Here is a 15366-nt window from a genome sequence, read left to right on the forward strand (position 1 = left end):
AGTTACTTCTGCCTTAACTTTGACAGATAAATATTGCGCGCAATCACAGTGATAATCCAGATACCGAAGGCGATAATAATCACCCATGATAATGTGGCGTTCTTCTGAAAGTCTATGACAAACAGGCAGACCGCAATCAGCAGACAAGTATTGATCGTGTCAACTACACTCCAGCGTTTCACGGGAAGTGGGGGCTTGGCCATAATATCCCTCCTTTTTAATTTAGATTATAACATGACTATTTAAAGCGGCGTGGGGTATTAAATAAATAAGTTAACGAGTTAACCAATGATGAGGTGAAAGAATGGTTATTAAATTAAACAGTATTGAACAATTCGAACAGACCATCCAGGAACATGATAAGGTCTTTGTGATGAAGCATTCCCTGACATGCCCGATTTCGTTGAACGCTTATGACCAGTATAATAATTTTCTGTATGAACGTGATATGGATGGCTATTATCTGACCGTACAGGAAGCGAGAGAACTTTCGAATTATATTGCTGAAAAGACCGGTATCAAACACGAATCACCGCAAGTGTTCTATTTTGTAGATCAGCAGGTTGTCTGGCATGACTCTCACAATCATATTACGGTGTCTTCATTATCAGCAGCAGAAGAATAAAAAGGGATAACTGATAGCCTGGCTATTGGTTATTTATTTTTGAAGGAGATTACAATGAATATATTAGTGGCGATAGATCGTTTTGAAGATATATTGACGTCAGGTGAGGCGTCCAGTTACATCGAAGAAGGGGTAAGAGCCGTTTATCCTGACGGCAATATGATCAGTGTCCCTTTATTTGATGGTCAGAAACACCTGATTGAAGGCATCTTATCCTGGCAGCAAGGCATCAAATATCAATGGCAGGTTCAAGATGCTGATCTCAGGCAGCGTGATGTGACAACGGCTGTAATCCAGGATTGTCTCTATATTGACTGTACGCCGCTGTTCGGTGCTACAGCCAACCCGCTCAAGACTTCTTCATATGGTCTCGGTCAGGTGATATTGAACGGCCTTGATCTAGGGTATCGTTCGTTTACTATTGCGTTAGGCAAATCAGAGGTCTATGACGGTGGTATCGGGCTGCTAGAAAAACTCGGCGCAGTATTCTTTGATAGAGAGGATAACAGAATGACGGGGCCACTATCCTCAGAACACATTAAGTACGTCAGAAGAATGGATCTGAGCGGACTTGATGATCGTCTGTCGGAGAGCACCTTCAAAGTGATCAGTGACCGGGATTATTATCTCTTCGGTAACGACAGCCAGATAGCGGCATCTCTGCTTGATGATACGGCAAAAATGACCATTGATAATAACATCTGGTATTTGAATGAGCAGTATAAAAAAGCGGGGCTGACTTTAAATCCGAAGAACGGTGGCCATGCAGGTGGATTGCGCAGTATCTTCGAGAGTCTGTTCGGTGCGCGCATCCTGTCTTCAAAAGACATGATTTTTGAGGAGACCAGCCTGAAGGAACTTCTTGAAGAAGCAGATATTGTGGTCTACGGCGGCGGAACAATCAGCCCTTCTGACAGCTCACTCGTCGCTCAAGCGATGACACAAAGAGCAGGCACACAACTATACATTTATCTGGCGGCAGGACAACAGTTTGCGCCGCCGGGTGAAGCCGTGCACTTTCTGAATGTCTATCCGGATATGACGACTGATACCGATAAACTGAAGCTGGGCATACAGCTGCAGAACGGCATTAAAACATTGCTGACCCTTGCAAAGCAATAGAAGCCACTGAATTGTCAGTGGCTTCTTTTTATGCAAGTTCTTCAAATTTTCTGATGATACCGACGATATGGTGTACGGATTTCTCCATATCGTCAATAGAGACGTATTCGTAGGGGCCATGGAAGTTTTCAGCTCCAGTGAATAAGTTAGGCGTCGGCAGTCCCATATAAGAGAGCTGTGACCCATCTGTCCCGCCCCGGATCGGCTCGACAATCGGCTCGATTTCCAGTTCCTCCATCACTTGCAGCGGGATATCGATCAGCTGAGGATAAGGCTTGATTTTCTCACCCATATTGAAATACTGGTCATGGATTTCTATATGCACAGACGTCTCGCCGTATGTCTCAGCAATGGTCTGAGCTGCACGCTGCATGGTTTCTTTACGTGCACTGAATTTCTCTTTGTCATGATCGCGGATGATATAGGAGAGAGAAGCAGCTTCCACAGAACCTGACATCTCAACAAGATGATAGAAGCCTTCGTAGCCTTCAGTCTGCTCAGGGACTTCATGGGCCGGCAGCTGCTGATGAAAGGCCATTGCCAGTGTCTGTGCATTCACCATCTTATCTTTTGCGGAACCAGAGTGCACGTTGACTCCTTTGAAGTGCACTTCAACACCTGCTGCATTGAAACTTTCATATTGCAGTTCCCCGCGACGGCCGCCGTCAATCGTATAGGCAAATTCAGCCCCGAAACGTTCAACATCGAAGTGGTGAGGACCCCGGCCGATTTCCTCATCTGGTGTAAAGGCGAAGCGGATAGTGCCGTGCTTGATTTCTGGATGATTCTGCAGATAGATGATGGTCTCCATGATCTCGGTGATCCCCGCTTTATTGTCAGCGCCGAGTAAAGTTGTACCATCTGTTGTCATTAACGTATGGCCAGTATAGTGCTGAAGCTCCGGGAACTTCTCTTTGGCGATCACTAAGCCATTTTTTAAGGTGATATCGCTGCCGTCATAAGACTCGATGATCTGCGGCTGAACGCGAGTGCCTGTAAAGTCTGTTGCTGTGTCCACATGTGCCAGAAGTCCTAGAACCGGCACTTCTTTGTCACTGTTAGCAGGCAGTGTCGCCATCAGATAACCTTTATCATCGACGGAGACTTCAAGACCTAACGCGCTTATCTCGCTTTCCAGTAAGCGCAGTAAGTCCCACTGCTTCTCTGTAGATGGTGTAGTCGTACTTGCTGCATCTGATTGTGTGTCGATCTGAACATAACGACTCAGACGGTCGATTAATGCTTGTTTCAATTGAACCCCTCCCTTGTTGTCCCCTTATTATAACGAATTTTGTCTTCTGCGAACATATCTGCGTACTCTGAAGAAAGAGTGGAAAATCATTTCTGCGACGATGAGACCGAAAGCAATAGCCCCGGATATGAGCGCAACCTTTATCCCGTTCTGAATCGCCGTATCATAATCATTGATGATCAGATTTTTGGTTGCATCATAAGCAAGTCCTCCGGGCACGAGCGGAATGATGCCCGCTACATAGAAAATGATGACCGGCTGCTTATAATACCGGCTCATTAAGTGAGCGGTGATGCCTAAGAATAGAGCGCCCGCAAATGAGGCGGTCACCGCTGAGACGTCGTAAGTGAACAGCACATAATAGATGATCCAGCCGACAGCGCCGACAAAGCCGCACGGTAACAGCAGTCTTCTTGGTGCATTGAAGACAATGGCGAAGAAAACCGTGGCAAAGAAGCTGGTGATAAACTGCAGGACGAACCAGAGCATTTCTAAAGTAAAATCAGACATACTGCAACCCCCGTTCCGATTGCAAAAGCAGTCAGACTTGCTTCGACGCCCTTGACTGCCCCTGCGAGAAGATGCGCCGCCATGAGATCCCGGATGGCATTTGTAATGAGTACACCCGGGACAAGAGGCATCACAGCAGAGATGATGACTTTATTAAGCGAGACCCCACCTAAATAATTCACAGCGAGGAGAGCAGTGACCGCAATCACAAATGCACCGCCAAACTCAGCGAAGAATTTCAGGCGAGTATGCTCCTGGATAAATTCAGCGACCATCAGGCCGATACCGCCCGCGATAATGCTTGGAATGATATCCCGGAAATCCCCGTTGAACATAATAAGGAACAGGCCGCTGACAATAGCCGCTGACATCATGCGCAGCCAGTAAGGGAAGTGCTGATTGGACGCTGCCAGATCCTGCAGCGCTTCATGGGCGGTCTCGAGTGATAAGACATCCGCCGTAATGGCCCGTGATATCTCATTGGTTTCTGCGATTTTCTCGAGGTCTGTTGTTCGTGATAAGACCCGTAGAAGTCTCGATGATGACTCTGAAGAAGCAGAGAAAATGATGGCAGTGGGTGTGACAAAACTGTTGGTGGAATGTAGTCCGTAGTGTCTCGCGATTCGTGTCATCGTATCTTCGACGCGGTAAGTTTCTGCACCGCTTTCCAGCAGGATTTTACCGGCGAGTAAGACAACGGCAATGACTTTATTTTCATCTATCTGATTCATGATGACCTCCTTGTTCATAAAAAAAATAACAGAAAGGAGCCTTTCTGTTATTTAATAATAGGGTTGAACATCACCGTGTCGCGTCCTTGTTCTTTAGCAGCATGAAGCGTATCATCTGCATCTTTAAAGATTTTGCGATGCGATTTGATATCCTTTTCTTGAAGATACCCAACACCGATAGAGACAGTCAAGGAAATTGTTTCTTTGTTCGGTAGGTGGAACGCAGAATTTTTGACGCCTTTACGAATACTTTCGGCAAGTTTGATCGCCGCATCGAGTGTGACATCTGTCAGAATGACGGAAAATTCCTCCCCGCCATTACGATAAGCTTTAATATTTCTTGGGATATAGTTGGTCAGCACCTGGCCCATCTGTCTTAAGACGGCGTCACCCGCATTATGGCCGTATGCATCGTTGACATCTTTAAAGCCGTCGATATCAATCAGTAAGAGCGCAATAGTACGGTGTTCAGCTTCATAGCTCAGTTTATTCAGTGAGCGGTCAAATTCTCTCACATTGCCGAGGCCTGTTAAATAGTCCATCGTCTTCTCGTTTTCATAGCGCTGGATCAGCTGAGAGATGCGCCAGATATCGACGAACATCAGACTGCTGCAGATGGACAGGATAAAAGATGAACAGAATATCAGAATGAAATATTCCATTGGATGCGTCAAGTCTCTGAAATACAGACTGGCTGCAATGATAGCGAGACCGATGGCTGTCAGCCACTGGATACTGACGAAGTGAGAATAGGAGAGAAAAGGACCTATCAGGCCGGTGACAGCCGCAATGACAAGAAGGATGATCGCAATATCCATGTCGTAGCCGAGCCAGAAGACTGCCACCAGACTCGTCACGACAGCACCTAGCATCGTATAGACAAAATTAGTATAACGAGCAAGGAACAATAAGGGAACGAAAGCCAGCACAAAAGTGACATCATCGAACTGAAGCGGATTGGTCAGTAACAGACAGCTGATGAAAGTCATCAGCAGCGTAATATAATTTTTTGAGAAGACAATTTCTTTCTCTTCAAAAAACTGCAGGCGATGGAAAAGATAGAATCCGCTGATGGTAATCGCAACATTAAATATCAGGGTCTCAATCATGTGACACATCCTTAGTCATATAGTTTTTTTCTTTTGAGAATCCGCGGCCGATAATGTCGGATGCGCTCAGGAAGACGGTGAAGGCATCGAGATTTTCATCGTTGATCACCTGCTTGAAATAAATCGCTTCCCGCTGCTCCATGACCGAAAACAGCAATGTCTTCTCTTCGCCGGTGAAACCGCCCATAGAACTGATTTTGGTATAACCACGTTCAACCGTGTCATAAATCAGCTGACCGACCACAGCCTCCTGATCTGTAATGATGAAGACGAGCTTATTGTCACCAGCTTTCAGTTCGACGAAATCGATGACCTTACTTGTCACGTAGATGGATATTAATGCATAAAGCGCAGATTCAAAGCTGAGGACGAATGCACTGAGCAGCACGACGACAGCATCGACTATCAGCTGACAGAACCCGCTGGATAATGATGTATATTTTTTTACGATCTGAGCAAGCGTCGCAGTCCCGCCTGTTGAGCCTTTACCGCGGTAGACAAGACCGAGGCCGATCCCGAGGACAATCCCGCCGTAGATAGCACCTAGGAGAGAGTTATGGACACCGTGAACGACGAAATCTTTCGAGATAAAGATAAAGAAGGGGATCAGGAAAGTCGCGATTGCTGTCTTCAGACTGAACGAGCGTCCGAGAACAATCCATCCGGCAATAAAAATCGGAATATTAATCAAGGCCTGGGTCAGATAAGGCTGAATGCGGAAAGCGTTATAAAGTATGGTGCTGACACCCGATATCCCACCCGCTGCTATCTCAGAGGGGAGCAGGAAAAAGTTATAGCTGATACCGACCAGAATAGAACCTATAATCATGTAGAAATAATCTCTTAAAACCGGATTTTTCATATAATCCTCCTTCTTATAAATTGTATTTTTTCATTAACCGTCTTATTATGAGTCATAAATGAACATTCGTCAATGACGTCAGCAGTCATAATAAATATTTAATATAATTCCTAGATGTAGACGATTATGCTATATTTAAAGATAAGATAAACCTCGAGGTGGTCTATGTTTACCTTAAAGCTGATTGCTATTACAGCAGCTATTTCCTACTGTCTGACGCCGCTTTTGATCTGGGTCTCTCCCTACATCGGCGCAATGGACAAACCTAATATACGCAAAGTTCATAAAGAGCCTGTTTCAGTTATCGGTGGACTAGCCCTGCTTATCTCATTTCTGATTGGTATTAAAATCGCGCAGCCGATAGAGGAAGAAATTGTTCCCCTGGTGATAGGGGCCATCCTGATTAATTTGCTCGGCCTGATTGATGATATATTTGATCTGAAGCCTATTATTAAACTGATCGGACAGATCTTAATCAGTCTGGTCGTGGTCTATCATGGCATTACAATTGATCTGATCACGTTACCCTTTGGTGTCATCATCCAGTTTGGCGTCCTCAGTGTCCCGGTGACGATTCTCTGGATTGTCGCTGTGACAAATGCCATCAATTTAGTGGATGGACTGGATGGTCTCGCATCGGGTGTCTCAATGATTGCGCTCGGTACTATCGGCCTTATTGCCATCTTCCAGGGCAATATTTTTATTTTGATGATCTGCAGCGTACTGATCGGCTCGCTGCTCGGTTTTATTCGCTATAATTTTTATCCGGCGAAGATCTTTCTGGGTGATAACGGTGCCTTGACGCTCGGTTTTATCATCGGGGTGCTCAGTCTGCTCGGCTTCAAGAATATTACGCTGATCTCGCTTCTGTTCCCGATTATTATTCTGGGGGTGCCATTCATCGATATGGTCTTTGCGATGATCAGACGCTACTTGAAAGGTCAGCCGGTTATGCAGGCGGATAAGTCTCATCTGCATCATAAGCTGCTCGATCACGGTTACTCACATCCGCAGACGGTCATCCTCATTTATTCCATAGCGCTGCTCTTCAGTTCAGCATCCGTCATTCTGTACTTATCGACCAATATCGGTGCCATTGTCATGACCGTTCTTATTCTGTTCACCATTGAGATGATTGTAGAATTTACCGGTTTGATTGATGACAACTATAAGCCGCTCATCAAGCTCTATCGAAAAATCATTAAATAGATAGTGGAAAAGGAAGCATCAGTTCTGCTTCTTTTTTTATTTGGCCCTGACCTTGTGTAGTCTCGCTGACAAAGCTTTCGAAGCTTGCGGCATCTTCAGCCGTCACGTGGATGCTGTACGTCACCTTATCGGTATAGACTTGGTCGACGATTTCGTAAGGCTGGTCGGCGATATCATATTCAAAGCGGCCCGTCTGATCATAGTTCAGCGTCACCTCGTAAAGTATGGCATTCTGGATGCGTACTTTCCCGGCTGCTTTGATGGCCTCTGTTACACCTGACTGATAAGCACGGATAAGGCCGCCTGTACCGAGTTTGATGCCGCCGAAATAACGTGTGACGATAGCGACGACATTATGGATATCCTCTTTTTTCAGCGTCTCCAGCATCGGAACACCTGCAGTGCCGGATGGTTCACCGTCATCATTCGCCTTTTGGATCTGGTGCTGATCCCCTATTGTATAGGCAGAGCAGTTATGGTTCGCCGTCTTATGCAGTGCTTTGATCTCCGCTATCCGCGCTTTTGCTTCTTCCTCATTCTCGACTTTAAAGAGATAAGTGATAAAGCGGGATTTATTGATCAGTTCTTCTGTTTCAAAGTCCTCTTTAATCGTGATATAGTTCTCCATTCTGCATTCCTCCATATTCATTTTCAGTATAGTCAACTTGCGACACATCAACAATGCTTTAACTTTATTTTTAGGATAAAAATGGTATGATACTTGTGTGGGGAACTGTAAGGAGGGAAGTTATGAAGATTGCAGTATTAACAGATTCAACCGCAAATATCAGCGACGAAATGAAAGAACGGTATCCTATTCATGAAGTCTATCTGAATGTCTTGTTTGATGGCCAGCCCTACCGCGAGAAAGTCGATATGTCAATGGAGGAATTCTACATCAGAATGCGTGCTGAAAGTGAATTGCCGACGACCAGCCAGCCCGCTGTCGGTGAATATGTGGGGAAACTGGAAGAGCTGAAGGCAGCAGGTTATACCGATGTCATCGCCGTCCATTTATCGAGCGGTATCAGTGGAACCTATCAGAGCGCTATTACAGCAGGTGATATGGTAGAAGGCATTACGGTTCATGCAGTGGATTCAGAAATTTCACTGACACCGCAGGCCTTTCTATGCATCAGAGCAGCGCAGATGATCAAGCAGGGTGCTCTTGTAGACGAAATAGTTGCAGAACTTCAATCAATGGTTCGTGAGCAGGCTGCTTATTTCATGGTCGATGATCTGAAGAACCTTAAAAAGGGCGGCCGTTTGACAGGGGCCCAAGCCTTCGTGGGCAGCATGCTGCAAGTGAAGCCGATTCTGCATTTTGTTGAGACTAAAATTGTCGCTGCAGAAAAAGTCAGAACAAAGAAAAAAGCGTTGAAACGCATTGAGGAATTAACGGCAGAATTTATAGATGGTGAAACAGCAGTGACTGGATGTGTCCTGCATTCCAACGCAGAGGCAGAAGCACTCGAATGGCTGAAAGATGTGCAGCACAGATTTCCGGACATTCATTTCATCGTCTCCGATATTACACCGGTCATCGCCACTCACTTAGGTGAAGGCGCAATGGCGCTCGGCGTGGTTAAAAGAGATTTAAAATTGTAAACTGTTTTTATTCTTAATATTTTATGACAGCACACTTATTTAAGTGTGCTTTTTTCTTTGGAGGTAAGAATGGGCTTACTTATTGAAGGTAAAGAGATGCAAGGTGTGAAGGATGGCCGCTGTCACTACTGTATGAATGAAGAGAAGGAGCTGTTCCACCAGTTCTACCATCATGGCTTCGAGAAGGAAGTGAGCTATTGCCGGTCCTGTATACGGATGACCTACTCGTCGACCGAGACATTCTATGATTTACTGGAACTGCCGCCTGTATATGAAGAGGCGGATTACCAACTGGACTTCGAACTCACCGACCAGCAGCAATATGCCAGCCGTGCAATCGTGGAAACGGTCATAGAAGGAGGGCGGAAGCTGCTTCACGCAGTGACCGGTGCCGGCAAGACAGAGATGATATTAGAGGGCATTAAAGTAGCGAGACAGCGGGGGCAGAACGTGGCACTAGTGTCGCCGCGTGTAGATGTCGTCAAAGAACTCTATCTGCGGATGAATGAATATTTTCGTACAGACATCGATGTCTTATATCAGGGGCAGACCCTGCAATTTAACAGTACATTCGTCATCAGCACCGTGCAGCAGCTGGTCAAGTATCAGAACCACTTTGGTCTGGTGATAGTCGATGAAGTGGACGCCTTTCCGCTGCCGATGGACAAGCGTCTGAGACAGACGCTGGAACGGGCTGCGACAAAGGATGCCGCTCTGGTCTACCTGACAGCAACGCCGCCAAAAGAGCTGCAGAGGGAGATGAAGGAGGTGACAGTCGTTCTGCCGGCTAGGTATCATAGAAGACCTTTACCTGTTCCGAGTTATAAATATCTGTCGAAAAGGCAGCTGATGAAAGGTGGATTGTCACCCTATCTGAAACGTCAGCCGGCTACTTATCTGCTGGTTTTTTTCAACAATATCTCAGATATGGCACAAGCGGCAGATGTATATCGCGACTTTCAGCCGGTGACAGTCTATGCCGCTGATGCTCTAAGACATGAGAAAGTAGAAGCCATCCGGGCCGGACAGCACGCCATTATATTCACGACGACTATACTTGAACGCGGGTTTACAATGGCGAATCTGGATGTCTATGTGATAGGTGCAGAATCCTACACGGCTGAATGCCTGGTCCAGATGGCCGGACGGGTAGACCGCAAATTCATTCCTTACGAGGGGACGGTCAGATTTTTTCATGATGGAGTTTCAAGAGAGATGCAGGCGGCCGTCCAGGAGATCAGAAAGATGAATGTTGACGCGAAGAAAAGGGGATGGATCGATTGAAATGTCTGGTTTGTCTTCAGCCTGTCAGTGAACCTTTGTTTCTCAGCAATTACTTCTCGCCTCCGCGGATCATCTGCATGGAATGTGAGGCAGCATTTGAACAGTTGCAGGGACAGCGCTGTCCACACTGCCACCGTCTTCTGGTCGATGAAAAGACATGCTCAGATTGTCGGTTCATGCATCAGTATTTTAAGCCGCTGGACCGCATCCAGATTCTCTATGATTACAATGATTTCATGAAAGAAGTCATCCATGCATACAAAGGCAGAGGGGATATCAAGCTTGCTCAGGTTTTTGCATATCTGCTCCGCGGGCATCTATCTTACATGAAATCGTTCGATGCGGTCATCGCATTACCGACGAGTGATGAGAAACTGAAGCAGCGGGGTTTCAGTCAGATGGAGGAAATCTTATCCCATTTGCCGGTGCCGTGCAGCCGCTGCCTGACAATGAGCAGCCGGCTGAAGCAGTCTGAACTGACCAAGAAAGAGCGGCTGAAGCAGGTGAATCCTTTTGCTGTCAGCAGGCCGGTCGATGGCCGTATTCTGCTGATTGATGACATCTATACGACAGGTCTGACCGTCCATCATGCAGCCGAAGTTCTGCGGGCACAAGGTGTTCATACTGTTGAAGTGTTAACGTTTGCAAGACCTTGATTATATGCTAGAATAAAGGTAGGAAGAAACACCACAGAATAGGTTTCATAAGGAGTTGTTTCATTATGATCAGATATGAAATTCACGGAGAGAATATCGAAGTAACAGATGCAATCCGAAACTACATCGAGGAGAAATTGAGTAAACTTGAGCGTTACTTTGCTAATGTGCCGGAGGCGAATGCACATGTCAAAGTTAAGACTTACCAAGATTCTCGCTCTAAAATTGAAGTCACTATTCCACTTAAAAATGTTACCCTGCGTGCAGAAGAACGTCACGATGATCTATACGCGGCAATTGATCTGATTGTTGAGAAGTTGGAACGTCAGGTCAGAAAACATAAAACAAAAGTCAATCGTAAATTCCGCGAAAAAGGGATTGAAAGAGATGTTTTCCCTGTCTTCACTGAAGCGGAGAAAGAAGAGGAAGAGCCTGAAATTGAAATCATCCGTTCTAAACAGTTCGATTTAAAACCGATGGATTCTGAAGAGGCCGTCCTGCAGATGAATATGCTCGGGCATGATTTCTACATCTTTAACGATGCTGAAACAAATGGCACTCATATCGTCTACCGTCGTAAAGATGGCAAGTATGGTTTAATTGAGACATCAGCAGAATAATGAGCATCCCCTCTTACGTGTAAGAGGGGATTTTTCATGCCGTTATGTTTTTATAACAATTGAATAAATGGTATTATTAATTGTTGTAGATGGTAACTAAAGGAGAGAAAAACATGGGATTCATTAAAAAGATGTTTGACGGCAATAAACGTGAAGTAAAATCATTGTCTAAGATTGCAGATCAAGTAGATGGCTTCAAAGATATCATGGCAGCAAAAACAGATGATGAGCTGAAAAACATGACCGTTATGTATCAGAATGAACTGAAAGAAATAGAAGATTATAGAGCGCAGCAGGATTATCTTGACCGTATTCTGCCTGAAGCGTTCGCAGTTGTACGTGAGGCATCGAAGCGTGTGCTTAACATGTTTCCTCATCCCGTTCAGATCATGGGTGGGACCGTTCTTCATCGCGGTGATATCGCGGAAATGAAGACCGGTGAAGGTAAAACACTGACGGCGACAATGCCGGTCTATTTGAATGCACTGACAGGACGCGGTGTGCATGTGGTTACCGTCAATGAATACTTATCAAGCACGCAGTCTGAAGAAATGGCACAGCTTTATAATTTCCTCGGCTTATCTGTCGGTCTGAACTTGAACAGTAAGACAACCGCAGAGAAACGGGAAGCCTATGCAGCTGATATTACATACAGCACGAATAACGAACTCGGCTTCGACTATTTACGGGATAACATGGTGACATACAGCGAAGAACGCGTCATGCGTCCGCTGAACTTTGCGATTATCGATGAGGTTGACTCCATCTTAATTGATGAAGCGAGAACCCCTCTTATCATCTCAGGCCAGGCTGAGAAATCGACCGGCATGTATATTCAGGCGAATGTCTTTGTCAAGATGCTGAAGCCGGACATCGATTATAACTATGATGAAAAAACAAAGGGTATCCAGTTATCAGAAAGTGGTATCGATAAAGCGGAGAAAATGTTCAAAGTGGATAACCTCTATGACGTGAAAAATGTCAGCCTGATGCATCACATCAACATTGCTTTAAAAGCCCATCGCTCGATGCTGAAGGATGTGGATTACGTCGTGGAAGACGGCGAGATCGTTATCGTCGATCAGTTCACAGGTCGTACCATGCCGGGACGCCGTTTCTCTGATGGTGTCCATCAGGCGATTGAAGCAAAAGAAGGCGTGGAAATTCAGAATGAATCTAAAACGATGGCCTCTATTACATTCCAGAACTTCTTCCGTATGTATAACAAACTGTCTGGTATGACGGGGACAGCAAAAACAGAAGAAGAGGAATTTATCAGCATCTACAATATGGTCGTGACACAAATTCCGACGAATAAACCTATTGCCCGCGAAGACAACGCGGATTTAATCTTTGCCTCTGAAAAAGGTAAGCTGGGTGCTGTCGTTGAAGAAGTGATTGCACGTCATAAGACCGGACAACCTGTGCTGCTCGGCACCGTAGCGGTTGAGACGAGTGAATATATCTCAGATCTGCTTAAGAAACGTGGCATCCGCCACAACGTGCTGAATGCCAAAAACCATGAACGAGAAGCAGAGATTGTAGCGAATGCCGGTCAGAAAGGCGCCGTGACCATTGCGACCAACATGGCCGGTCGTGGGACAGATATCAAGCTGGGTGAAGGCGTGAAAGAACTCGGTGGTCTTGCGGTTATCGGGACAGAACGTCACGAATCCCGTCGTATCGATGATCAGCTGCGAGGACGTGCAGGTCGTCAAGGAGACCCTGGTTTCAGTCGCTTCTATCTGTCACTGCAGGATGAACTGATGGTCCGTTTCGGCTCTGAACGGATGCAGAATATGATGACACGACTCGGTATGAACGACGAGGCACCGATTGAATCTAAGATGGTGTCACGTGCAGTGGAATCTGCACAGAAACGAGTTGAGGGCAATAACTATGACAGCCGTAAACGTGTCCTTGAGTATGATGATGTGCTGCGTAAACAGCGTGAGATCATCTACAAAGAGCGTAACGATATTCTCGAGCAGGAGGACTGTTCAGCTCAAGTCCACTCCATGATCCAGGAATCGGTGCGCCGTGCTGTCAATGCCCATTTTACAGGTGAAAATGATCAGCAGGATTACGCAACCTTCATCAATTATATTGAAGATATGTACATTCCTGAAGGTGACCTGAAAGAGGAAGAGATCGCTCGTCGGGATAACGATGAAATCTATGATATCGTCATGAATCACATCGACGCCCAGTATAAACGTCAGGAAGTTCAGCTCGGCGAACAGATGCATGAGTTCGAGCGTATGATTCTGCTGCGCACCATTGATATGAAATGGACTGACCATATTGATACAATGGATCAGCTGAGAACGGGTATCCATTTACGTTCTTATGGACAGATCAATCCATTACGTGAGTACCAGAATGAAGGTCTCACCATGTTTGAGGATATGCTCGACAACATTGAGGATGACGTCTCTAAATATGTGCTTAAGTCGATCATCGATAAAGGCGAACAAGTAGAGCGTGAACAAGTGGCTCAAGGTGAAGCCATGATTGCAAATGATGGTAAAGAGAAAGTGAAGAAACAGCCTAAACAAGCGGAGCCGACAATTGGACGTAATGAACCTTGTCCATGCGGCAGCGGCAAAAAATACAAAAACTGTCACGGAAGAGATGAGAATTAATGGAAGCATTTGAAATCAAGAATACTCTTTCATCAATTGATGAAAAATTAACGAGTTTCAGGGGGTCTCTTTGACTTAGAGGAAAAAGAGACGAATATACAGGAATATGATGAGATGATGGCTGAGCCGGGCTTCTGGGATGATGCCACTCAGGCGCAGGACATCATCAATAAAAGCAACGCCTTAAAAGAAGTAGTGAACGGCTATAAAAAGCTGCTCGAAGAGAAAGAGAACATCGAAGTCATGCTGGAGATGGTCAGAGAAGAAAGTGACGAAGAGATGGAAGCGGAGATCGCTGACAACTTAAGAAGTCTCAGCGAAGAGGTCGATCAGTTCGAACTGAAGATGCTCTTAGACGGTGAATATGATGCCAATAATGCGATTCTTGAACTTCATCCGGGCGCCGGCGGTACAGAGTCCCAGGACTGGGGGGCGATGCTCCTGCGCATGTATCAGCGTTTCAGCGATAAGCAGGGCTTCAAGGTAGAAACGCTTGATTATCAGCCAGGAGACGAGGCCGGTATTAAGAGCGTGACGTTGCTGATTAAAGGTCACAATGCCTACGGTTACTTAAAAGCGGAAAAAGGGGTCCATCGGCTTGTACGTATTTCGCCATTTGATTCATCAGGTCGACGTCATACGTCCTTTGCATCGTGTGAAGTCGTGCCTGAATTCGATAATGATCATATTGAGATTGAGATCAATCCGGAAGATATTAGTGTGGACACATACCGGGCGACAGGTGCAGGCGGACAGCATATCAATACGACAGACTCTGCTGTCAGAATCACCCACCATCCGACCGGGATTGTAGTGACATGTCAGAATGAACGTTCACAGATCAAGAACCGGGAGCAGGCGATGAAAATGCTGAAGGCGAAGCTCTATCAGCGTAAACTTGAGGAACAGGAAGCGGAGATGCTCGCGATCCGGGGCGAACAGAAAGAGATCGGCTGGGGCTCACAGATTCGCTCCTATGTCTTTCATCCTTATTCGATGGTCAAAGATCACCGGACGAACGCTGAAACAGGTAATACCTCAGCTGTCATGGATGGTGATATCTCACTTTTTATCGATGCTTACTTAAAAAGTCAGCTGTAATGGTTTAACAGATGCTATATAATGGTAAGTGT

16 protein-coding genes are annotated in these 15366 nt (G+C 45.8%); 9 read left to right on the forward strand and 7 right to left on the reverse strand.

Going from position 1 to position 15366, the window contains the following annotated elements:
* Positions 1–2: 2 nt before the first annotated feature.
* The gene (locus QSV55_RS03055) at positions 3–203 is read right to left on the reverse strand and encodes a hypothetical protein (RefSeq protein ID WP_289650652.1); all 201 of its coding nucleotides are present in this window, start codon (positions 201–203) and stop codon (positions 3–5) included.
* Positions 204–304: 101 nt separating this feature from the next.
* Here QSV55_RS03055 and ytxJ point away from each other — a divergent pair, with 101 nt between their 5' ends.
* Entirely contained in the window at positions 305–625 is a 321-nt protein-coding gene (gene ytxJ / locus QSV55_RS03060; protein ID WP_133451403.1) for a bacillithiol system redox-active protein YtxJ, read from the forward strand.
* Between the two features lie 54 nt (positions 626–679).
* The gene (locus tag QSV55_RS03065) at positions 680–1747 is read left to right on the forward strand and encodes a glycerate kinase (RefSeq protein ID WP_289650653.1); all 1068 of its coding nucleotides are present in this window, start codon (positions 680–682) and stop codon (positions 1745–1747) included.
* A gap of 28 nt (positions 1748–1775) precedes the next feature.
* Here QSV55_RS03065 and pepT read toward each other — a convergent pair whose 3' ends face one another.
* From pepT to QSV55_RS03090, 5 genes are read right to left on the reverse strand one after another with little or no spacing between them, the layout of a single operon-like run.
* On the reverse strand, positions 1776–2999 hold the full coding sequence (gene pepT, locus QSV55_RS03070; protein ID WP_289650654.1) for a peptidase T: 1224 nt from the start codon (positions 2997–2999) through the stop codon (positions 1776–1778).
* A gap of 27 nt (positions 3000–3026) precedes the next feature.
* Positions 3027–3488 (reverse strand): threonine/serine exporter family protein, encoded by a 462-nt coding sequence (locus tag QSV55_RS03075; protein WP_434784210.1) that lies wholly within the window; start codon positions 3486–3488, stop codon positions 3027–3029.
* A 2-nt stretch (positions 3489–3490) separates the two neighbouring features.
* Positions 3491–4240, reverse strand: coding sequence for a threonine/serine exporter family protein (locus QSV55_RS03080; RefSeq protein ID WP_289650656.1), 750 nt, complete (start codon positions 4238–4240; stop codon positions 3491–3493).
* A 47-nt stretch (positions 4241–4287) separates the two neighbouring features.
* Positions 4288–5349, reverse strand: coding sequence for a GGDEF domain-containing protein GdpS (gdpS, locus tag QSV55_RS03085; protein WP_133451407.1), 1062 nt, complete (start codon positions 5347–5349; stop codon positions 4288–4290).
* Positions 5342–6211, reverse strand: a complete 870-nt coding sequence (locus QSV55_RS03090) for a YitT family protein (protein ID WP_289650657.1) — start codon at positions 6209–6211, stop codon at positions 5342–5344. The genes gdpS and QSV55_RS03090 overlap by 8 nt, the downstream gene beginning before the upstream one ends.
* Before the next feature lie 165 nt (positions 6212–6376).
* On the opposite strand from QSV55_RS03090, the gene QSV55_RS03095 reads away from it, so the two are divergent.
* A complete protein-coding gene (locus QSV55_RS03095) occupies positions 6377–7420 on the forward strand; it encodes a glycosyltransferase family 4 protein (RefSeq protein WP_133451409.1) in 1044 nt (347 codons plus the stop codon).
* On the opposite strand, the gene QSV55_RS03100 is transcribed toward QSV55_RS03095, so the two are convergent.
* A complete protein-coding gene (locus QSV55_RS03100) occupies positions 7413–8048 on the reverse strand; it encodes a YigZ family protein (RefSeq protein ID WP_289650658.1) in 636 nt (211 codons plus the stop codon). The two genes, QSV55_RS03095 and QSV55_RS03100, sit on opposite strands and share 8 nt — an antisense overlap.
* 122 nt (positions 8049–8170) lie before the next feature.
* Here QSV55_RS03100 and QSV55_RS03105 point away from each other — a divergent pair, with 122 nt between their 5' ends.
* The 6 genes from QSV55_RS03105 to prfB all read left to right on the forward strand — a co-directional run bounded on the left by QSV55_RS03105 (position 8171) and on the right by prfB (position 15334).
* Positions 8171–9028, forward strand: coding sequence for a DegV family protein (locus QSV55_RS03105; protein WP_289650659.1), 858 nt, complete (start codon positions 8171–8173; stop codon positions 9026–9028).
* A gap of 69 nt (positions 9029–9097) precedes the next feature.
* A complete protein-coding gene (locus QSV55_RS03110; RefSeq protein WP_289650660.1) occupies positions 9098–10312 on the forward strand; it encodes a DEAD/DEAH box helicase family protein in 1215 nt (404 codons plus the stop codon).
* A complete protein-coding gene (locus QSV55_RS03115; protein WP_289650661.1) occupies positions 10300–10968 on the forward strand; it encodes a ComF family protein in 669 nt (222 codons plus the stop codon). Before QSV55_RS03110 ends, QSV55_RS03115 begins: the two co-directional genes overlap by 13 nt.
* Positions 10969–11033: 65 nt before the next feature.
* Entirely contained in the window at positions 11034–11588 is a 555-nt protein-coding gene (hpf, locus tag QSV55_RS03120; RefSeq protein ID WP_133451414.1) for a ribosome hibernation-promoting factor, HPF/YfiA family, read from the forward strand.
* A gap of 113 nt (positions 11589–11701) precedes the next feature.
* Entirely contained in the window at positions 11702–14233 is a 2532-nt protein-coding gene (secA, locus tag QSV55_RS03125; RefSeq protein ID WP_289650662.1) for a preprotein translocase subunit SecA, read from the forward strand.
* Positions 14233–15334, forward strand: a protein-coding gene (prfB, locus tag QSV55_RS03130; protein WP_289650663.1) for a peptide chain release factor 2 whose coding sequence is annotated in 2 segments (ribosomal slippage) — positions 14233–14304 and positions 14306–15334 — 1101 coding nt in all. Because the reading frame shifts where the segments join, the coding sequence is not laid out codon by codon here. The genes secA and prfB overlap by 1 nt, the downstream gene beginning before the upstream one ends.
* Positions 15335–15366 lie beyond the last annotated feature (32 nt).

It is taken from the genome of Macrococcus bovicus (genome assembly GCF_030376725.1).
In the GTDB taxonomy this organism is placed as follows: Bacteria; Bacillota; Bacilli; order Staphylococcales; family Staphylococcaceae; genus Macrococcus; species Macrococcus bovicus.